The sequence below is a fragment of the Klebsiella sp. D5A genome, from assembly GCF_001620885.1.
Taxonomy (GTDB): Bacteria; Pseudomonadota; Gammaproteobacteria; order Enterobacterales; family Enterobacteriaceae; genus Klebsiella; species Klebsiella variicola.
Map to the genome: position 1 here is coordinate 72,259 of NZ_KV407481.1, position 19,558 is coordinate 91,816.

The following is a 19,558-nucleotide window of genomic DNA, read 5'->3' on the forward strand; positions in this document are numbered from 1 at the left end:
TTCAGGGTAAATATCTCCGGCTAAAACGTCTGTAACCTCTACCCTATCAGAGTCTGAAGTCTTCCCCAAGATACACGCGCTTAACCTGCTCATCTTCGAGGATCTGCTGCGGCGTACCATGAGCAATAAGGTGTCCCTGACTGACAATATACGCCCGTTCGCAGACGGCGAGGGTCTCTCTGACGTTATGGTCGGTGATCAGTACGCCGAGGCCGCTGTCGCGCAGGTGTTCAATGATGCGTTTGATATCGATAACGGAGATGGGGTCAACACCGGCAAAGGGTTCATCCAGAAGGATAAATTTCGGGTTCGCCGCCAGCGCGCGAGCGATTTCGACACGGCGGCGTTCACCACCGGAGAGCGCCTGACCGAGGCTGTCGCGCAGGTGCTCAATATGAAACTCTTCCATCAGCTCTTTGGCGCGATCTTCCCGCTGTTCGCTGGTTAAATCGTCACGGATCTGCAGGACCGCCATCAGGTTGTCATAGACGCTCAGACGACGAAAAATAGAGGCTTCCTGCGGCAGATAGCCGATGCCCCGGCGCGCGCGCGCGTGCAGCGGTAGCAGACTGATGTCTTCGTCATCGATAATAATATTGCCCGCGTCGCGCGGCACAATGCCGACCACCATGTAGAAGGTGGTGGTTTTACCGGCGCCGTTCGGGCCGAGCAAGCCGACAATCTCTCCGGAGTTAACGGTGAGACTGACATCTTCCACCACGCGGCGGCCTTTATAAGCTTTGGCGAGGTTCTTCGCAGTTAAGGTTGCCATAACGAATTAGTTACTCTTCTTTTGCTGATTGCCGCTTTTATCCTGCAGCTCAGACGGCACCAGAACGGTGGTGACGCGTCGACCTTTGTCGCTGAAGGCCTGCATTTTTTGCTCTTTCACCAGATAGGTGATCTTATCGCCCTTGATATTGCTGTCGAGCTGCTCAAGGTAAGCGTTGCCGGTCAGCACGACGTAATCATTCTGCAGCTCGTAGCGCATTTTCGACGCCCGGCCTTTTACCGGCTTGCCGTTATCCTGCATCTGGTAGAAGGTGGCCGGGTTACCGAAGCCTTCGATCACCTCTTTACCTTTCTCATTGCCCGGACGGGTGACCACCACTTTATCAGCGTTAATTTTGATCGTCCCCTGGGTGACGACCACGTTACCGGTGAAAGTGACGACGTTGCCCTGCATATCCAGTGACTGCTGATCGGACTCGATATGGATCGGCTGATCGGTATCTCCCGTCTTGGCCAGGGCCGGCAGGCTGGCGGCCAGTAAAGCGCCGGCGAGCGCAATCTTAAGGCTGAGTTTGTTTGTTCTGAATTTCATAAGAGGTTCTCACCTTTTCAATCAGCTCGGCATTTTTGCTGCGAAGGTTTCCACGCATTTTCAGGCCGCTGGAATTAAATGTGGTGCCGTATAACGTCACCATGTCATCGGAGGTAACGTCCTGTGTGACCAGATTTATCTGGGCGTTATCCGTCGTAATTTTGCGCAGTTGAGAGTCAGGCGCGAGCGCATTCACCTCAACGTGCCCGTAAAGATAGAGCATACGGTCATTCGTCAGCTTCGCTTTATCTGCCCTGATTGACCAGGTTGGCACCTTATTGGTATCAAAGGTGGTCATCACCGGCTTGGTAAACCAGGAAACCTCCTGATCGGAAAAGTATTCCACATGCTCGGCAATCAGCCGATAGCTCAGGGCGCCTTCCGGGCTGTACACGACGGTGTCGGTATGTTCGCTTTTATACGTCGGGTCGTTGGGATTGACCTCCGGCTGGGCCGTGTCGTCCGTATTCGCCAGATTCAGGCCGATGAGGATCAGCGCGAGCAGCGACAGTAAAATGATAACCCAACGTCTGGTTTTACTCATATTGATTGCCCTTTGGCCTCATCCAACTTGCCCTGCGCCAATAGTAACAAATCGCAGACTTCGCGTACCGCGCCGCGTCCGCCGTTAATGCGCGTGACATAATTCGCCCGCGGCAGCAGCAGCGGATGCGCATCGGCGACGGCGACGCTTAAACCCACTTCCGCCATCACCGGCCAGTCGATCAGATCGTCGCCGATATACGCCACTTCATCCGGACGAACCGCCAGTTTGCTGACTAATTCGCGAAACGCCAACAGCTTATCCGACTGACCTTGATAGAGATGCGTAATGCCCAGCGTCTGGCAGCGGTCTTCTACCAGTTTAGCTTTTCGCCCGGTAATAATCGCCACTTCGATGCCGGAGGTCAGCGCGCAGCGGATACCATAGCCATCGCGGACGTTGAACGCTTTCAGCTCCTCGCCGTGATTACCCATATAGATAAGTCCGTCGGATAATACACCGTCAACATCGAGGATCAGTAGACGGATCTTAGCCGCGCGATCGAGAAACGCCTGGCTTACCGGCCCATAGCATGTCGCTAACTGAGCATCAGCATTATTCATTATTTTTTCCTTACTTACACTACGCCCGCGCGCAGGAGATCGTGCATATGTACCACACCTAGCAGGTGGTCGCCATCGGCAACCAGCACGCAGGTGATATGACGGGATTGCATCAGGTTTAGCGCATCTACCGCCAGGGTGCCGGGACGGATGCGGATCCCTCCCCGGGTCATGACATCGGCAATGCTGGCATTACGCATATCGACGCCGGTATCAAAGACCCGGCGCAGGTCACCATCGGTGAAGATCCCGATGATGTTCATATCGTCATCGCAGACGGCGGTCATGCCTAAATTTTTACGCGTGATTTCCAGCAGCGCATCGCGCAGGGTGGCCTGCAGGCCGACGTGCGGGATTTCATCACCGGTATGCATAATATCATTGACGCGCAGCAACAGCTTACGACCGAGTGCGCCGCCAGGATGAGACAGGGCGAAATCTTCGGCGGTAAAGCCACGGGCTTCCAGCAGAGCGACGGCGAGGGCATCACCCATCACCAGCGCCGCGGTGGTGCTGGAGGTGGGCGCCAGCCCTAACGGGCAGGCCTCTTTGGGCACTTTCACGCACAGATGGATATCCGCTGCGCGCGCCATGCTGCTCTCAGGCCGGCTGGTGATGCAGATAAGCTTCACCTGCTGGCGCTTCAGGACCGGGATCAGCGCCAGAATTTCATTCGATTCGCCGGAATTCGACAGCGCAATCACCACATCCTGTGGAGTGACCATTCCTAAATCGCCGTGCGCCGCTTCGCCGGGGTGGACAAAAAAAGCCGAGGTGCCGGTACTGGCGAACGTCGCCGCCATTTTGCGGCCGATGTGGCCGGATTTGCCCATCCCCATCACCACGACTTTGCCGCCGCAGCGGAAAATCGTTTCGCAAGCATGGGTAAAGTCTTCATTTATATATTGATCGAGCTGGGCCAGACCTTCACGTTCAATTTCCAGCACCTGACGGCCTGCCTGTTGAAAGTCAAAATCCGTGGGCAAATCTATTTGCGACATGATGTTATCCCGAGTCATTCAACGAAGAGCGGCGCTGTCCAGAACAGCATCGCCAACCAAACCACAAAGCCGCCGACCAGCAGTGCGCCAACCAGCCGTCCCGGCTGCTGCTGGCGGCGCCAGCACAGCACCGCGAAGATCAGGCTGACCAGCAGCATCACGCCATAATCGCGAGTGAAGGCTTCGCTCGCAAAGCTCCCCGGCGCGATCAGCGCCGGTAAACCCAGCACCAGCGCAATATTGAGGATATTGGCGCCGATGATATTGCCGATAGCAATGTCATCTTCCCCTTTCCGCGCCCCGGCGATAGCGGTGGCCAGCTCTGGCAGGCTGGTACCTATCGCCACCACCGTCAGACCGACGGTCAGCTCGCTAATGGCAAAAAAGTTTGCCAATACCGTGGTGTTATCCACCACCATACGGGTAGCCATGGGCATGACAATCATCGCGACCCCTAACCAGAGCAGAGCGACCGGCAGCGATCCTTCACGCGGCAGCTCCGCCAGCTGTTCGCGAGTCAGGCTATCGCTGCCCTGGCGCTCCGCCAGACGGGCGATTTTGATGGTAAACAGCAGCCACAGAAGCGCTAACGCCAGTAAAAACAGCCCGTCGAGACGGGACAGCTGTCCATCGTAGAGCACCAGCCCGGCCAGCACACTGACCAGCAACATTAGCGGTAATTCGCGGCGCAGAATATCAGAATGCACGGTAAATGGCCTGAGTAAGGCGGCGAGTCCGAGGATCAGAAGAATATTGGTAATGTTGGAGCCGAGCGCGGTGCCGACCGCCAGATCGATCTGCCCATGCAGCGAGGCCGTGGTGGAAACCATGATCTCGGGCAGGCTGGTGCCGATACTCACCACCGTCATACCGATGATCAGCGGCGGGATCCCCAACATACGACACAGGATGGAAGCGGCATAGACCAGACGATCGGCGCTGTAGACAACCAGCAGTAAACCAATAATTAACAGAGCCGTCGCTAAGAGCATCTAAAGTCCTTTCTTCAGGTATAATCGTCGCCTCGCTGGGTTATCCCTACGCAGCGTAACGAATTCTTAATTTTGACTTTATGTGTGCCAAAAGTAAAACAAATGCCAGCTTTCGCTAACCTGTGCAGGTAAGATTCTGTAAAAATGTTGTGATTGTGGCGCAAGAAAGGGCCATGCTTGCCCGTCAGGTGTTTAGTAAGGATGATTTTATGAGCCAAACTCAGGCGAATTTAGTTGAAGTGCGCGGTATCCGCTTTTCACGCGGCGATCGTGTGATCTTCGACGACATCTCGCTGTCGGTGCCGCGCGGTAAAATTACTGCGATCATGGGACCTTCGGGGATCGGCAAGACTACCCTGTTACGCCTGATCGGCGGGCAGATCCCGCCGGACAGGGGAGAGATCCTGTTTGATGGCGAGAACGTGCCGCAGATGACGCGATCGCGTCTTTATACGGTGCGTAAGCGGATGAGCATGCTGTTCCAGTCCGGCGCGCTGTTCACCGATCTCAATGTCTTTGATAATGTTGCCTATCCGCTGCGCGAGCATACGCAGCTGCCGCCTGCGCTGCTGCATACGACGGTGATGATGAAGCTGGAAGCGGTGGGGTTGCGTGGGGCGGCGAAGTTAATGCCTTCCGAGCTTTCCGGCGGGATGGCGCGCCGCGCCGCCCTGGCGAGAGCGATTGCCCTTGAGCCGGATCTGATTATGTTCGACGAACCATTTGTCGGGCAGGATCCCATCACCATGGGCGTGCTGGTGAAGCTGATTTCTGAACTCAACAACACGCTGGGTGTCACTTGCATCGTGGTTTCGCACGATGTGCCTGAGGTGCTTAGCATTGCGGACTACGCGTATATCGTGGCGGATAAAAAGATTGTCGCCCACGGTAGCGCCCAGTCGCTGCGGGAGAATACCGATCCTCGGGTTCGTCAGTTTATTGATGGTATTGCCGACGGCCCGGTGCCGTTCCGTTATCCGGCTGGCGACTATCACCATGATTTATTAGGCATAGGGAGTTGAGCGACTCATGCTGTTTAATGCGCTGGCCGCGCTAGGGCATCGCGGGATTAAAACCACCGCGACGTTTGGACGCGCCGGATTAATGCTTTTCAACGCCGTTGTGGGCAAACCAGAGTTTCGCAAGCACGCGCCGCTGCTGGTTCGTCAGCTCTATAACGTTGGCGTTCTGTCGATGCTGATTATCATTGTATCGGGCTTGTTTATCGGTATGGTGCTCGGGCTGCAGGGGTATCTGGTCTTAACCACCTACAGCGCAGAGACCAGTCTTGGCATGCTGGTGGCGCTGTCGCTGCTGCGCGAGCTGGGGCCGGTTGTCGCTGCGCTGCTGTTTGCCGGGCGCGCCGGATCGGCGCTGACCGCCGAAATTGGCCTGATGCGGGCCACGGAGCAGCTCTCGAGTATGGAGATGATGGCGGTGGATCCGCTGCGTCGCGTGATTTCTCCACGCTTCTGGGCTGGCGTCATTTCGCTGCCGCTGTTGACGATTATCTTTGTCGCGGTAGGGATCTGGGGTGGTGCGCTGGTAGGCGTAAGCTGGAAAGGCATTGACGGTGGTTTTTTCTGGACCGCGATGCAAAATGCCGTCGACTGGCGAATGGACCTGGTGAACTGCCTGATTAAGAGTCTGGTATTCGCCATTACGGTAACCTGGATTGCGTTATTTAACGGTTATGACGCTATCCCCACTTCCGCCGGGATTAGCCGGGCGACAACACGCACCGTGGTGCATGCGTCGCTGGCGGTTCTGGGGCTGGATTTTGTGCTGACTGCGCTGATGTTTGGGAATTGAGTTCATGCAAACGAAAAAAAATGAAATCTGGGTAGGGGTGTTCTTACTGGTGGCGCTGCTGGCGGCGCTGTTTGTCTGCCTGAAGGCGGCGAACGTCACCTCGCTACGTACTGAGCCGACTTACCGCCTTTACGCGACCTTCGATAACATCGGCGGCCTGAAGGCGCGTTCGCCGGTACGCATCGGCGGTGTGGTTGTGGGACGGGTAGCGGACATCACTCTCGACCCGAAAACCTATCTGCCACGCGTGGAGCTCGATATCGATGAGCGCTACAACCATATCCCGGATACCAGTTCGTTGGCGATCCGCACCTCGGGTCTGCTGGGCGAACAGTATCTGGCGCTGAACGTCGGTTTTGAAGACCCGGACCTTGGGACGACTATCCTTAAAGACGGCGGTACTATCCAGGACACCAAGTCCGCCATGGTGCTGGAAGATCTGATTGGTCAGTTCCTTTATAACAGCAAGGGCGGCGACAATCAGAATTCTGGCAATGATAAGGCCGAGGCAGAAGGTCATACTGACGCGACGCCGGCAGCCGGCACGACGCATTAATTTCAGGAGAAACACGATATGTTTAAACGCTTACTCATGGTCGCCATGCTGGTGATTGCCCCGCTGACCGCTGTCCAGGCGGCAGACCAGTCCAACCCGTATAAGCTGATGAATGAAGCGGCGCAGAAAACCTTCGATCGCCTGAAGAATGAACAGCCGAAGATCAAAGCCAACCCTAACTATCTGCGCGACATCGTCGACCAGGAGCTGTTGCCGTATGTGCAGGTGAAATATGCTGGCGCGCTGGTGCTGGGCCGCTATTACAAAGAAGCGACCCCCGCGCAGCGTGAGGCCTACTTTGCCGCCTTCCGTGAATATCTGAAGCAGGCCTACGGCCAGGCGCTGGCGATGTACCACGGGCAGACTTACCAGATTGCGCCGGAGCAGCCGCTGGGCAGCGCAACCATCGTTCCGATCCGCGTCACTATCATCGACCCGAACGGTCGTCCGCCGGTGCGTCTGGACTTCCAGTGGCGTAAAAATACCCAGACCGGTAACTGGCAGGCCTACGATATGATCGCCGAAGGCGTCAGTATGATCACTACCAAACAGAATGAGTGGAGCGATCTGCTGCGCACCAAGGGCGTTGACGGCCTGACCGCGCAGCTGAAAGCGATCTCCGCTCAGCCGATCACGCTGGAACAGAAAAAATAATGACCGGGCAGCTGAGCTGGACTCGCGAGGGCGAGACGCTGGCGCTGCACGGAGAGCTGGACCAGGATCTGCTGGTCCCGCTCTGGGAAGCACGCGCCAGGGCGACGGAGGGGGCGACGATCATCGATCTCAGCCAGACTACGCGCGTGGACACGGCGGGCCTGGCGCTGTTAGTGCATTTTGTGGCACTGATCCGCCGTCAGGGGCGGGAAGCGCAGCTGATCGCGAAGAGCGAAAATCTGCAAACGCTGATCGGTCTTTACAACCTGCCTGTCGATATGATCCCATAATCTTTTCAGTGCCTTAGCGTTGAAGCTATTCCGAAAGCCCCGGCAATCTTTTCGTCGGGGCTTTTTGCTTGTTTAAGACCGCGCCACTTTCCTCTAAGATGTTGGGCTGTTTTCACTATCAGATAAATTTGAGCCCATGGAAAATCATGAAATTCAGACCGTGCTGATGAACGCACTCCCCCTCCAGGAAGTCCACGTCTCTGGCGATGGCAGCCACTTTCAGGTTATTGCTGTGGGTGAGATGTTCGATGGCATGAGTCGGGTTAAAAAGCAGCAGAGCGTCTACGCGCCGCTGATGGAATATATTGCTGACAACCGTATCCATGCGCTGTCGATCAAGGCCTTCACTCCGCAGGAGTGGGCGCGAGACCGCAAACTAAATGGCTTCTAAGCTGTGGGGGGTCCCCTGCAGCGTATGTGAATTTTTAATAGAGAACAGAATCAATGGATAAATTCCGTGTTCAGGGGCCGACTCGCCTTCAGGGCGAAGTCACCATTTCTGGTGCAAAGAACGCCGCCCTGCCAATCCTCTTTTCCGCGCTGCTTGCCGAAGAGCCGGTAGAGATCCAGAACGTACCTAAGCTGAAAGATATCGATACCACCATGAAGCTGCTGAGCCAGCTGGGCGCGAAGGTTGAGCGCAATGGTTCGGTATGGATTGACGCCGGCCCGGTTGATGTATTCTGTGCTCCGTACGACCTGGTGAAAACCATGCGTGCCTCCATCTGGGCGCTGGGCCCGCTGGTGGCGCGTTTTGGTCAGGGACAAGTTTCTCTGCCAGGCGGCTGCGCCATCGGCGCGCGTCCGGTCGACCTGCACATTAGCGGTCTGGAACAGCTGGGCGCCGAGATCAAACTGGAAGAAGGTTATGTCAAAGCCTCGGTCAACGGTCGCCTGAAAGGCGCGCATATCGTGATGGATAAGGTGAGCGTCGGCGCTACCGTAACTATCATGAGCGCAGCGACCCTCGCGGAGGGGACGACGATTATCGAAAACGCCGCACGCGAGCCGGAAATTGTCGATACCGCCAACTTCCTTAACGCGCTGGGCGCGAAAATCAAAGGCCAGGGCACCGATCGCATTACCATCGAAGGCGTGCAGCGTCTGGGTGGCGGCGTATACCGTGTACTGCCGGACCGTATCGAAACTGGCACCTTCCTGGTGGCCGCGGCGATTTCCGGCGGCAAGATCCTCTGCCGTAACGCGCAGCCGGATACTCTGGATGCCGTTCTGGCGAAACTGCGTGACGCCGGGGCTGACATCGAAACGGGAGAAGACTGGATTAGCCTCGATATGCACGGCAACCGTCCGAAAGCGGTCAACGTGCGTACCGCGCCGCACCCGGGCTTCCCGACCGATATGCAGGCCCAGTTCACGCTGCTTAACCTGGTGGCGGAAGGGACCGGCGTGATCACCGAAACGATCTTTGAAAACCGCTTCATGCACATTCCGGAACTGATCCGTATGGGCGCGCACGCGGAGATCGAGAGCAATACCGCTATCTGTCACGGCGTGAAGCAGCTTTCGGGCGCGCAGGTGATGGCGACCGATTTGCGTGCGTCGGCGAGCCTCGTGCTGGCAGGCTGTATCGCTGAAGGGACCACCATCGTTGATCGCATCTACCACATCGATCGTGGCTATGAGCGTATCGAGGATAAACTGCAGGCGTTGGGTGCCAATATTCAGCGCGTGAAGGGCGAGTAACCGTGTCCTGACAGGGCCCCGGGGCGTTGGTTCGGGACCCTGTCGATTATCACATCACCTGTCTGTCTTCTTTTGACGCATCATCTGCGTTCTGTCGATAAACTCATGAGTCACCGGGTCGTGGTAGCGTGACGGCCAGATGACCCACGGCTGCGTTTCCAGCGCCGTGGCGATAATCAACTCGCCTTTCGGCCAGGGGCGGGTCAGGGCGTTCGCCAGCGTTGAAGAACTCAGGCCGTGCCGTCGCGACTCTGCCGCCAGCGATGTTCCCCGTTTACGTAACCCAGCAACAATATCGGCGGGATGCCAGTCGATGAACTTATCCATAAATTCTCCTGGTGTTAAAGGTCCAGATCGTCCACATGGGCGATGAGGACACTATACCCGCGTACTATGTAGGGTTCTAACAAGTTCTGTTAAGGCGCCAGAATATTCAGAATCTATCAAGATATTCGGAAGTTTAGGGAGAGAAGTGGCATTTTACTGGAACTTTCCCGCGCATCGCGCGGGAAAGGAGGAGGGATTAATGATCGCGCTGGACCGCAATATGTGCCAGTCCAATCAAAGCTTCGCGCCACGGTGTGTCCGGGAGGATCTGCAGGGCTGCAATCGCTTTATCGGCTTCTTCTTCAGCGCGCTTCTGCGTCCATTCCAGCGAACCGCAGGTGGCCATGGTTTCCAGAACAGCATCCAGCAGATGGCGACCATTGCCCTGCTCGATCGCCCCGCGGATCATCGCCGCCTGATCGGGGGTGCCGTGATGCATAGCATGCAGCAGCGGTAGCGTCGGTTTGCCTTCGTTCAGGTCATCACCGACGTTTTTACCGAGTCGTTCTCCGTCGGAGCTGTAGTCGAGTAAATCGTCGATCAGCTGGAAAGCGGTGCCGAGATAGCGACCATAATCCTGCAACGCGCGCTCTTCTTCCGCGGAGCAGTCGGCCAGCATTCCCGCACACTGCGAGGCCGCCTCAAACAGGCGCGCCGTCTTGCTGTAGATGACGCGCATATAGTTCTCTTCCGTGATATCCGGATCGTTGACGTTCATCAACTGCAGCACTTCGCCTTCGGCAATGACGTTCACCGCCTCCGACATGACCTCGAGGATCTTCAGTGAGCCTAGCTGGGTCATCATCTGGAAGGCGCGGGTATAGATGAAATCGCCAACCAGCACGCTGGCGGCATTGCCGAACGCCGCATTGGCCGTGGCTTTGCCGCGACGCATGTCAGACTCATCGACGACGTCGTCATGCAGTAGCGTGGCGGTATGAATAAATTCAATCAGCGCAGCAATAGTGACATGCGCGCTCCCTTGATAGCCCACCGCGCGCGCGGCAAGCACAGCAATCATCGGGCGAATGCGTTTGCCGCCGCCGCTGACGATGTAATAGCCTAACTGATTGATAAGCTGAACATCGGAGTTGAGTTGCTCAAGAATCGTCGCATTGACACCCGCCATATCTTGCGCGGTTAACTCATTGATTTTTTCTAAATTCATCGCAAAAGCCGGGCCAAATGTCCTGTTACCATGAATCCAGGTGGGATCACAGAAGGATTAAGACAGAATTAAAAGAAGATATGATTGTACTGAAAAATTGCCGTAGATAAACGTTGTCGTGAAAGTTGTGTTTTTTTTCTGCATTGATCGCTAATCGCTCTTGTCAAAGGCTCGCGTTTTGCGTAATATTCGCGCCCTATTGTGAATATTTATAGCGCACTCTGAATCACATAAAGAGGTGCGCGGAAGCGGAGTTTTATATGTACGCGGTTTTCCAAAGTGGTGGTAAACAACACCGAGTAAGCGAAGGTCAGACCGTTCGCCTGGAAAAGCTGGACATCGCAACTGGCGAAGCTGTTGAATTCGCTGAAGTGCTGATGATCGCAAACGGTGAAGAAATCAAGATCGGCGTTCCTTTCGTTGAGGGCGGCGTAATCAAAGCTGAAGTTGTTGCTCACGGTCGTGGCGAGAAAGTTAAAATCGTTAAGTTTCGTCGTCGTAAACACTATCGTAAGCAGCAGGGCCATCGTCAGTGGTTCACTGATGTGAAAATCACTGGCATCAGCGCCTAAGACCTGAGGAGTAGATTTAAATGGCACATAAAAAGGCTGGCGGCTCGACTCGTAACGGTCGCGATTCAGAAGCTAAACGTCTGGGCGTAAAACGTTTCGGCGGTGAAGCAGTTCTGGCAGGTAGCATCATCGTTCGTCAACGTGGTACCAAATTCCACGCTGGCACCAACGTTGGTTGCGGCCGTGACCACACTCTGTTCGCTTTGACTGACGGTAAAGTCAAGTTCGAAGTTAAAGGCCCGAAAAACCGTAAATTCATCAGCATCGTTGCTGAATAAGTTTTTCGCGTCCCGGTAACGGATGAAAGCCCCGCAACACGTTGCGGGGCTTTTTACATTCGTCTACTGGAAAATTTTGCAGGGAAACAGGCATGAAGCAGCAGGCTGGGATTGGCATTATTCTGGCGCTTACCACCGCGATGTGTTGGGGAGCGTTGCCGATTGCGATGAAACAGGTTCTTGAGGTGATGGAGCCGCCTACGGTGGTGTTTTATCGCTTCCTGATGGCCAGCATTGGGCTTGGCGCGATCCTCGCGATCAAAGGCAAACTGCCGCCGCTGCGAATTTTTCGCAAGCCGCGCTGGCTGGTTTTGTTAGCCATTGCCACCGGTGGCCTGTTCGGTAACTTCATTCTGTTCAGTTCTTCCCTGCAATATCTCAGCCCCACTGCTTCTCAGGTCATCGGCCAGCTATCGCCGGTGGGCATGATGGTGGCAAGCGTCGTGATTCTGAAAGAGCGCATGCGCGGTACCCAGGTGGTGGGCGCGTTGATGTTGCTCAGCGGGCTGGTGATGTTTTTCAACACCAGCCTGATTGAAATCTTTACCCGCCTGACGGATTACACATGGGGGGTAATTTTCGGCGTTGCTGCTGCAACGGTGTGGGTAAGCTATGGCGTCGCGCAAAAGGTGTTATTGCGCCGTCTGGCATCACAGCAGATACTATTTTTGCTGTACACTTTATGTACGATTGCATTACTGCCGCTCGCTAAGCCCGGGGTGATATCCCAGCTAAGCGACTGGCAACTGGCATGCCTGATTTTTTGCGGGCTAAATACCCTGGTCGGCTACGGGGCGCTGGCGGAAGCCATGGCGCGCTGGCAGGCGGCGCAGGTCAGCGCGTTAATCACCTTGACGCCACTGTTTACGCTACTGTTTTCTGATTTATTATCAATGGCCTGGCCCGATGTTTTCGCCAGACCGATGTTAAACCTGATTGGTTATCTCGGTGCGTTTGTCGTGGTTGCGGGCGCGATGTATTCCGCCATCGGCCATCGTCTTTGGGGGCGTTGGCGTAAGCGAGAGGCGGTAGTACCGCTGCCCCGCTCAGGCGAATGATTTACGGAGAGTAAAATGAAGTTTGTAGATGAAGCAACGATCCTGGTCGTAGCAGGTGACGGCGGCAATGGTTGCGTAAGCTTCCGCCGCGAAAAGTATATTCCGAAAGGCGGTCCGGACGGCGGCGATGGCGGTGACGGCGGCGATGTCTGGCTGGAAGCGGACGAGAACCTGAACACCCTGATCGACTACCGTTTTGAAAAATCGTTCCGCGCCGAACGCGGGCAGAATGGCCAGAGCCGCGACTGTACCGGTAAGCGTGGTAAAGACGTGACGGTGAAAGTGCCGGTCGGGACCCGGGTTATCGACCAGGGAACCGGCGAGACCATGGGCGACATGACCAAACACGGTCAGCGTCTGATGGTGGCGAAAGGTGGCTGGCACGGTCTGGGCAACACCCGTTTCAAATCATCCGTTAACCGCACCCCGCGTCAGAAGACCATGGGTACCCCGGGTGATAAACGCGACCTGCAGCTGGAGCTGATGCTGCTGGCCGATGTCGGGATGCTGGGGATGCCGAACGCCGGCAAATCCACCTTCATCCGCGCGGTCTCCGCCGCCAAGCCGAAAGTGGCTGACTATCCGTTTACCACCCTGGTGCCGAGCCTGGGCGTGGTGCGTATGGACAACGAGAAGAGCTTCGTGGTCGCCGATATCCCGGGGCTGATTGAAGGCGCAGCGGAAGGCGCAGGCCTTGGTATCCGCTTCCTCAAGCACCTTGAGCGCTGCCGTGTGCTGCTGCATCTCATCGACATCGAGCCTATCGATGGTTCCGATCCGGTTGAGAATGCCCGCATTATCATTGGCGAGCTGGAGAAATACAGCGAGAAGCTGGCCTCCAAGCCACGCTGGTTAGTCTTTAACAAGATTGACCTGATGGACAAAGCGGAAGCCGAAGCCAAAGCGAAGGCGATTGCCGAAGCGCTGGGTTGGGAAGATAAATTCTACCTGATCTCAGCGGCCAGCCAGCAGGGCGTGAAAGAGCTGTGCTGGGACGTGATGACCTTTATCATCGAAAACCCGATCGTGCATGTGGAAGAAGAGCAGAAGCCGGAGAAAGTCGAGTTCATGTGGGACGACTATCACCGTCAGCAGCTTGAAGAAGCCGAAGTCGAAGTGGAAGATGACGAAGACTGGGATGACGACTGGGACGAAGACGACGAAGAAGGCGTCGAATTCATCTACAAACGCTAATCCTGACTTCTCTGGATCAAAAAGGGCCGCATCTGATGCGGCCCTTTTGTTTTAGTTGTTCTGGTACAAATCTTTATACAAGCGGCTTTCAAAGCGGACCAGTGGGATGCGGCGATTGCGCTGATCAGCTGGCTCCACGGCGTAGCCGGAGAGATATTGCACGAAGGCCACCTTTTGTCCGCTGGCGGTAGTGATGAAGCCTGCGAGGTTATAAACCCCCTGGAGCGACCCGGTTTTCGCCGAGACTTTGCCATCCACGCCCGCCTGATGAAGACCGGCGCGATACTGCAGCGACCCGTCGTGGCCCGCCAGCGGCAGCATGGAGATGAAGTTGAGCTCGGTATCGTGCTGGGCGATATACTGCAGCACCTGCATCATGGTCGCCGGGGCGATCAGGTTGTGGCGCGACAAGCCAGAGCCGTCGGCGATGATCGTGTTGCCGAGATCGACCCCAGCCTGTTGACGCAGGATCTGGCGTACGGCATCGGATCCTGCCCGCCAGGTGCCTGGTACGCCGAAGCGGGCGTGGCCGATGGTACGAAAGACGGTGTCGGCAATCATGTTATCTGACTTCTTCAGCATGATCCGCAGCAGATCGTGCAGTGGAGCCGACTGGGTGGTGGCTAATACCGTTCCGGGGTCATTGGCCAGCGTCTGGCGCAACAGCGTGCCGCTATAGGTGATCCCCGCCTGGGTCAGCTCCGCTTTGAGGATCGCCCCGGCGTAGCTGGCGCCGTCCTGAATGGCGAAGGCCAGCGGCAGCGGCTCGCTACGCTGCGGCAGGCAGCCAGTGAGGGTATAGCGATTGAGATCGCCTGGCACTACGTCGAGCTCGCAGTACTGTGCTTCTGCTGAGCCGCGCGCCAGCGTTCGCACCTGGCTGAACATGGTGACCGGATAATAGGACGCAACGCGAATGAAGGCGAGATCGCCCGGTTTCTGCGCGCTATACAGCGAGACAGAGAAGCAGTTACGGTCGACAATTGCGGCCGCCGGCGGGGCGCTGAAGCACTGCGTCAGGTCGTTCCACGGCCAGCCCGGTGCTTTGTCATGGCTGGCGAAGACCGAGGTATCGATGAGCACATTGCCTTCGATACGCTGCACGCCAGCTTTTTTCAGCGTCGCCACCATATTGCGAATATCCTGCCGTTTGAGCGTCGGATCGCCGCCGAAGCGCGCAATCAGATCGCCTTTCAGCACGCCGCCGTCAAGTGAGCCTTTGGTTTCCAGCGTGGTGGTAAAGCGGAAATCGGGCCCCAGCTGCAGCAGAGCCGCCAGCGCGGTGATAACCTTTTGCGTACTGGCCGGGAGCGCCATTTGCTGGCTGTGATAGTCGATTTCCGGCGTCGATGCGCCGACCTTTTGCGCCATAAAGGCAAGGTTCGCACCGGCGGGAAGCTGGTTGATGTACTCGTCAATATTCGCCGCCTGAGCGCTAAGCGCTATACCGGCAGTCAATCCGATGATAAATCTGGGAAATCGCATAATCTCGCGCTAACAACCTGAAGCCAGGCCGTCATACTACGGTGCAACGCCCAGTAAAGTAAACGATGACCCATAATGAACTTCGGGGTAAAATACCTATCAAATGAAAAATTGCTGCTGACCTGGGGAGTGTTTCCCGGGTCGGTTTCTTTTTGCTCGTGTCCTGCCTGTGGGCAGGGCAGGTGGCGGGGCGGAGCTCTCCGTTCCCTGAAGGAATGATAAAGAGGTATAACTAATGCAAGCGATTCCGATGACCTTACGTGGCGCTGAGAAACTGCGCGAAGAACTGGATTATCTGAAGTCTGTGCGTCGTCCTGAAATCATTGCCGCTATTGCTGACGCTCGTGAACACGGCGATCTGAAAGAGAATGCTGAGTATCATGCTGCGCGTGAGCAGCAGGGCTTCTGCGAAGGGCGTATCAAAGATATTGAAGCGAAGCTGTCCAATGCCCAGGTGATCGATATCACCAAAATGCCGAACAATGGCCGGGTAATTTTTGGCTCAACCGTCAGCGTGCTCAACCTCGATACCGATGAGGAACAGACCTACCGCATCGTGGGTGATGATGAAGCTGATTTTAAGCAGAATCTGATCTCCGTGAACTCGCCGATCGCCCGTGGTCTGATCGGCAAAGAGCAGGATGACGTCGTGACTATCCGTACCCCGGGTGGTGAAGTGGAATACGAAATTACTAAGGTTGAATACCTGTAAGGCGTATTTCCCGCTACGATGTTTATAGATTGTAAAGAAAGGAAAAAGGCCGCATAGCGGCCTTTTATCAACGTCAGGAGCATGGCATTTTGCTCGCCTGGCCGCAGAAATCCCTCGTTTTACACAAAGTTGTGTCGAGATTCAGGATATTCTTAGCGTGGCAGCGAGATCTTACGCTCTGGCGTTGGGCGGTACAGAACCAGCGTTTTACCGATGACCTGTACGTTACAGGCGCCGGTTTCACGTACGATGGCTTCCACGATCAAGGCTTTAGTTTCGCGATCTTCTGAGGCGATCTTCACCTTGATGAGCTCATGGTGCCCTAACGCTTGTTCGATCTCGGCCAGTACCCCTTCGGTCAAACCATTATTGCCAAGCATAACTACCGGCTTGAGCGGATGTGCCAGACCTTTCAGGTGCTGTTTTTGTTTAGTACTCAGATTCATCGTGTTTTTTTGCTTACGTTGGGATTGAAAACGGGTCATTCTACCGCCATCTCCCATATATCGCCAAACTACCGCGTCGATTTTTACGCAGTAAAGTACGATGAACCCGAACGGGAATGTTAAATGACAGGTAAAAAGCGTTCTGCCAGCTCAAGCCGCTGGCTTCAGGAACACTTTAGCGATAAATATGTTCAACAGGCACAGAAAAAGGGGTTACGTTCCCGTGCCTGGTTTAAACTTGATGAAATACAGCAAAGTGACAAAATTTTTAAGCCGGGGATGACGATAGTCGATCTCGGTGCTGCTCCCGGTGGCTGGTCGCAGTATGCGGTCACGCAGATCGGCAACAGCGGCCGCATCATCGCTTGCGATCTTTTACCAATGGATCCAATCGTTGGTGTGGACTTCCTTCAGGGCGATTTTCGTGATGAATTAGTCCTGAAAGCGTTACTTGAGCGAGTGGGCGACAGTAAAGTCCAAGTTGTCATGTCCGATATGGCGCCGAATATGTGCGGAACACCGGCGGTGGATATTCCCCGGGCTATGTATCTGGTAGAACTGGCGCTTGAAATGTCTCGTGATGTATTAGCGCCAGGTGGTAGTTTTGTAGTGAAGGTGTTCCAGGGCGAAGGCTTCGATGAGTATCTTCGAGAAATTCGCTCCCTGTTTACGAAGGTCAAAGTTCGTAAACCGGACTCTTCCCGCGCTCGTTCGCGTGAAGTGTATATTGTAGCGACCGGGCGTAAACCATAACCGGCAGATTTCAAACGAAAGTTTGAAAGAAACTGGATATAGAGTATCCTGACGCTGTTTTTAACACAGTTGTAATAAGAGGTTAATCCCTTGAGTGACATGGCGAAAAACCTAATACTCTGGCTGGTCATTGCCGTTGTGCTGATGTCAGTATTCCAGAGCTTTGGGCCCAGCGAGTCGAATGGCCGCAAGGTGGATTATTCTACCTTCCTGCAAGAGGTCAATCAGGACCAGGTTCGCGAAGCGCGTATCAACGGACGTGAGATCAACGTTACCAAGAAAGATAGTAACCGTTACACGACTTACATTCCGGTTAACGATCCGAAGCTGCTCGATAACCTGTTGACTAAAAACGTCAAAGTTATTGGCGAACCACCAGAAGAGCCAAGCCTGCTGGCTTCCATCTTCATCTCCTGGTTCCCAATGCTGCTGTTGATCGGCGTCTGGATCTTCTTTATGCGGCAAATGCAGGGCGGCGGCGGGAAGGGCGCGATGTCCTTCGGCAAAAGCAAAGCCCGTATGCTGACGGAAGACCAGATCAAAACCACTTTTGCCGACGTTGCCGGGTGTGACGAAGCGAAAGAGGAAGTCGGTGAGCTGGTGGAATACCTGCGTGAGCCGAGCCGCTTCCAGAAACTGGGCGGTAAGATCCCGAAAGGCGTCCTGATGGTCGGCCCTCCGGGTACCGGTAAAACGCTGCTGGCGAAAGCGATCGCTGGCGAAGCAAAAGTACCGTTCTTCACAATTTCCGGTTCTGATTTCGTCGAAATGTTCGTCGGTGTCGGTGCATCTCGTGTGCGTGACATGTTCGAGCAGGCTAAGAAAGCAGCGCCTTGCATCATCTTCATCGATGAAATCGACGCCGTCGGCCGCCAGCGTGGCGCGGGTCTTGGCGGTGGTCACGATGAACGTGAGCAGACCCTGAACCAGATGCTGGTTGAAATGGACGGCTTCGAAGGTAACGAAGGTATTATCGTTATCGCGGCGACTAACCGTCCGGACGTTCTGGACCCCGCGCTGCTGCGTCCAGGCCGCTTCGACCGTCAGGTTGTCGTTGGTCTGCCGGATGTTCGCGGTCGTGAACAGATCCTGAAAGTGCATATGCGTCGCGTACCGCTGGCGCCGGATATCGACGCGGCGATCATTGCGCGCGGTACCCCTGGCTTCTCTGGTGCGGACCTGGCGAACCTGGTCAACGAAGCGGCGCTGTTTGCTGCTCGCGGCAACAAACGTGTTGTTTCGATGGTTGAGTTCGAAAAAGCGAAAGACAAAATCATGATGGGTGCGGAACGTCGCTCCATGGTGATGACGGAAGCGCAGAAAGAATCGACCGCTTACCACGAAGCAGGCCACGCCATTATCGGCCGTCTGGTTCCGGAACACGATCCGGTCCATAAAGTGACGATTATCCCGCGCGGTCGTGCGCTGGGTGTGACCTTCTTCCTGCCGGAAGGCGATGCGATCAGCGCCAGCCGTCAGAAACTGGAAAGTCAGATCTCCACCCTGTACGGCGGTCGTCTGGCGGAAGAGATTATCTACGGTCCGGAACATGTTTCTACCGGCGCGTCCAACGACATTAAAGTGGCGACGAACCTGGCGCGTAACATGGTGACCCAGTGGGGCTTCTCCGACAAACTCGGTCCGCTGCTGTATGCGGAAGAAGAAGGCGAAGTCTTCCTCGGCCGTAGCGTAGCGAAAGCGAAGCATATGTCCGATGAAACCGCGCGTATTATCGACCAGGAAGTGAAATCGCTGATCGAGCGTAACTACGGTCGTGCTCGCCAGCTGCTGAACGACAACATGGATATCCTGCACGCGATGAAAGATGCGCTCATGAAATATGAGACCATCGATGCGCCGCAGATTGACGACCTGATGGCTCGTCGCGATGTTCGTCCGCCGGCGGGTTGGGAAGAACCGGGTTCTTCGAATAACTCTGACAACAATGGCACGCCTCGTGCGCCGCGTCCGGTTGATGAACCGCGTACGCCGAACCCGGGCAACACCATGTCAGAGCAGCTGGGCGACAAGTAAGCTACCGCTGTTGATGTCTTGTTTTAACCTTAAAAACCCCGGGGCGCCCGCTCCGGGGTTTTTCTTTTTTTAACCTCTTCAGTCTCAGGGA

24 protein-coding genes are annotated in these 19,558 nt (G+C 55.5%); 14 read left to right on the plus strand and 10 right to left on the minus strand.

Going from position 1 to position 19,558, the window contains the following annotated elements; all coding sequences use genetic code 11:
• Positions 1–46 precede the first annotated feature (46 nt).
• Genes lptB through AS136_RS00365 form a run of 6 tightly spaced genes read right to left on the minus strand, consistent with a single transcriptional unit; the run spans position 47 to position 4,424 of the window.
• Positions 47–772 (minus strand): LPS export ABC transporter ATP-binding protein, encoded by a 726-nt coding sequence (gene lptB, locus AS136_RS00340; protein WP_002918417.1) that lies wholly within the window; start codon positions 770–772, stop codon positions 47–49.
• 6 nt (positions 773–778) lie between these two features.
• Positions 779–1,324, minus strand: coding sequence for a lipopolysaccharide ABC transporter substrate-binding protein LptA (gene lptA, locus AS136_RS00345; protein ID WP_002918415.1), 546 nt, complete (start codon positions 1,322–1,324; stop codon positions 779–781).
• On the minus strand, positions 1,293–1,868 hold the full coding sequence (lptC, locus tag AS136_RS00350) for an LPS export ABC transporter periplasmic protein LptC (protein ID WP_008806651.1): 576 nt from the start codon (positions 1,866–1,868) through the stop codon (positions 1,293–1,295). Before lptC ends, lptA begins: the two co-directional genes overlap by 32 nt.
• Positions 1,865–2,431 carry a 3-deoxy-manno-octulosonate-8-phosphatase KdsC gene (gene kdsC, locus AS136_RS00355; RefSeq protein WP_008806650.1) on the minus strand — a complete coding sequence of 189 codons (567 nt, stop codon included), beginning with the start codon at positions 2,429–2,431 and terminating at the stop codon, positions 1,865–1,867. The genes lptC and kdsC overlap by 4 nt, the downstream gene beginning before the upstream one ends.
• Before the next feature lie 14 nt (positions 2,432–2,445).
• Positions 2,446–3,450 carry an arabinose-5-phosphate isomerase KdsD gene (kdsD, locus tag AS136_RS00360; protein WP_075206807.1) on the minus strand — a complete coding sequence of 335 codons (1,005 nt, stop codon included), beginning with the start codon at positions 3,448–3,450 and terminating at the stop codon, positions 2,446–2,448.
• Entirely contained in the window at positions 3,447–4,424 is a 978-nt protein-coding gene (locus AS136_RS00365; protein WP_008806648.1) for a calcium/sodium antiporter, read from the minus strand. Before AS136_RS00365 ends, kdsD begins: the two co-directional genes overlap by 4 nt.
• Positions 4,425–4,633: 209 nt before the next feature.
• Here AS136_RS00365 and mlaF point away from each other — a divergent pair, with 209 nt between their 5' ends.
• The 7 genes from mlaF to murA all read left to right on the plus strand — a co-directional run bounded on the left by mlaF (position 4,634) and on the right by murA (position 9,440).
• Complete coding sequence (gene mlaF, locus AS136_RS00370; RefSeq protein WP_012540470.1) at positions 4,634–5,446, plus strand: phospholipid ABC transporter ATP-binding protein MlaF; 813 nt, start codon at positions 4,634–4,636, stop codon at positions 5,444–5,446.
• A gap of 7 nt (positions 5,447–5,453) precedes the next feature.
• Positions 5,454–6,236: a lipid asymmetry maintenance ABC transporter permease subunit MlaE gene (gene mlaE, locus AS136_RS00375; protein WP_004150949.1), complete on the plus strand. Its 783-nt coding sequence runs from the start codon at positions 5,454–5,456 to the stop codon at positions 6,234–6,236.
• 4 nt (positions 6,237–6,240) lie between these two features.
• Positions 6,241–6,792 carry an outer membrane lipid asymmetry maintenance protein MlaD gene (mlaD, locus tag AS136_RS00380; RefSeq protein ID WP_004206195.1) on the plus strand — a complete coding sequence of 184 codons (552 nt, stop codon included), beginning with the start codon at positions 6,241–6,243 and terminating at the stop codon, positions 6,790–6,792.
• A gap of 18 nt (positions 6,793–6,810) precedes the next feature.
• Positions 6,811–7,446 carry a phospholipid-binding protein MlaC gene (gene mlaC / locus AS136_RS00385; RefSeq protein ID WP_002918386.1) on the plus strand — a complete coding sequence of 212 codons (636 nt, stop codon included), beginning with the start codon at positions 6,811–6,813 and terminating at the stop codon, positions 7,444–7,446.
• A complete protein-coding gene (mlaB, locus tag AS136_RS00390; RefSeq protein WP_008806646.1) occupies positions 7,446–7,736 on the plus strand; it encodes a lipid asymmetry maintenance protein MlaB in 291 nt (96 codons plus the stop codon). The genes mlaC and mlaB overlap by 1 nt, the downstream gene beginning before the upstream one ends.
• 136 nt (positions 7,737–7,872) lie before the next feature.
• Positions 7,873–8,127, plus strand: a complete 255-nt coding sequence (gene ibaG, locus AS136_RS00395; RefSeq protein WP_004144910.1) for a BolA family iron metabolism protein IbaG — start codon at positions 7,873–7,875, stop codon at positions 8,125–8,127.
• 53 nt (positions 8,128–8,180) lie between these two features.
• Entirely contained in the window at positions 8,181–9,440 is a 1,260-nt protein-coding gene (murA, locus tag AS136_RS00400; RefSeq protein ID WP_008806645.1) for a UDP-N-acetylglucosamine 1-carboxyvinyltransferase, read from the plus strand.
• A 54-nt stretch (positions 9,441–9,494) separates the two neighbouring features.
• Here murA and sfsB read toward each other — a convergent pair whose 3' ends face one another.
• Complete coding sequence (sfsB, locus tag AS136_RS00405; RefSeq protein ID WP_008806644.1) at positions 9,495–9,767, minus strand: DNA-binding transcriptional regulator SfsB; 273 nt, start codon at positions 9,765–9,767, stop codon at positions 9,495–9,497.
• A 196-nt stretch (positions 9,768–9,963) separates the two neighbouring features.
• Positions 9,964–10,935 carry an octaprenyl diphosphate synthase gene (gene ispB / locus AS136_RS00410; protein ID WP_008806643.1) on the minus strand — a complete coding sequence of 324 codons (972 nt, stop codon included), beginning with the start codon at positions 10,933–10,935 and terminating at the stop codon, positions 9,964–9,966.
• A 260-nt stretch (positions 10,936–11,195) separates the two neighbouring features.
• Here ispB and rplU point away from each other — a divergent pair, with 260 nt between their 5' ends.
• The 4 genes from rplU (at position 11,196) to cgtA (ending at position 14,037) form a co-directional block, all read left to right on the plus strand.
• Positions 11,196–11,507, plus strand: coding sequence for a 50S ribosomal protein L21 (gene rplU / locus AS136_RS00415; RefSeq protein WP_002918379.1), 312 nt, complete (start codon positions 11,196–11,198; stop codon positions 11,505–11,507).
• Positions 11,508–11,527: 20 nt separating this feature from the next.
• A complete protein-coding gene (gene rpmA / locus AS136_RS00420; protein WP_002434222.1) occupies positions 11,528–11,785 on the plus strand; it encodes a 50S ribosomal protein L27 in 258 nt (85 codons plus the stop codon).
• A gap of 92 nt (positions 11,786–11,877) precedes the next feature.
• The gene (locus AS136_RS00425; RefSeq protein WP_008806642.1) at positions 11,878–12,843 is read left to right on the plus strand and encodes a DMT family transporter; all 966 of its coding nucleotides are present in this window, start codon (positions 11,878–11,880) and stop codon (positions 12,841–12,843) included.
• Between the two features lie 15 nt (positions 12,844–12,858).
• Positions 12,859–14,037 (plus strand): Obg family GTPase CgtA, encoded by a 1,179-nt coding sequence (gene cgtA, locus AS136_RS00430; protein ID WP_008806641.1) that lies wholly within the window; start codon positions 12,859–12,861, stop codon positions 14,035–14,037.
• A 51-nt stretch (positions 14,038–14,088) separates the two neighbouring features.
• Here the strand turns inward: cgtA and dacB are convergent, their stop codons facing one another.
• Complete coding sequence (gene dacB, locus AS136_RS00435; RefSeq protein WP_008806640.1) at positions 14,089–15,522, minus strand: serine-type D-Ala-D-Ala carboxypeptidase; 1,434 nt, start codon at positions 15,520–15,522, stop codon at positions 14,089–14,091.
• Positions 15,523–15,757: 235 nt separating this feature from the next.
• Between dacB and greA the strand changes: the two genes are divergently transcribed.
• Complete coding sequence (gene greA, locus AS136_RS00440; protein WP_008806639.1) at positions 15,758–16,234, plus strand: transcription elongation factor GreA; 477 nt, start codon at positions 15,758–15,760, stop codon at positions 16,232–16,234.
• A 152-nt stretch (positions 16,235–16,386) separates the two neighbouring features.
• Here greA and yhbY read toward each other — a convergent pair whose 3' ends face one another.
• The gene (gene yhbY, locus AS136_RS00445; RefSeq protein ID WP_002918374.1) at positions 16,387–16,680 is read right to left on the minus strand and encodes a ribosome assembly RNA-binding protein YhbY; all 294 of its coding nucleotides are present in this window, start codon (positions 16,678–16,680) and stop codon (positions 16,387–16,389) included.
• A gap of 123 nt (positions 16,681–16,803) precedes the next feature.
• Between yhbY and rlmE the strand changes: the two genes are divergently transcribed.
• Entirely contained in the window at positions 16,804–17,433 is a 630-nt protein-coding gene (rlmE, locus tag AS136_RS00450; protein WP_008806638.1) for a 23S rRNA (uridine(2552)-2'-O)-methyltransferase RlmE, read from the plus strand.
• A 99-nt stretch (positions 17,434–17,532) separates the two neighbouring features.
• A complete protein-coding gene (gene ftsH / locus AS136_RS00455; protein WP_008806637.1) occupies positions 17,533–19,467 on the plus strand; it encodes an ATP-dependent zinc metalloprotease FtsH in 1,935 nt (644 codons plus the stop codon).
• Positions 19,468–19,558 lie beyond the last annotated feature (91 nt).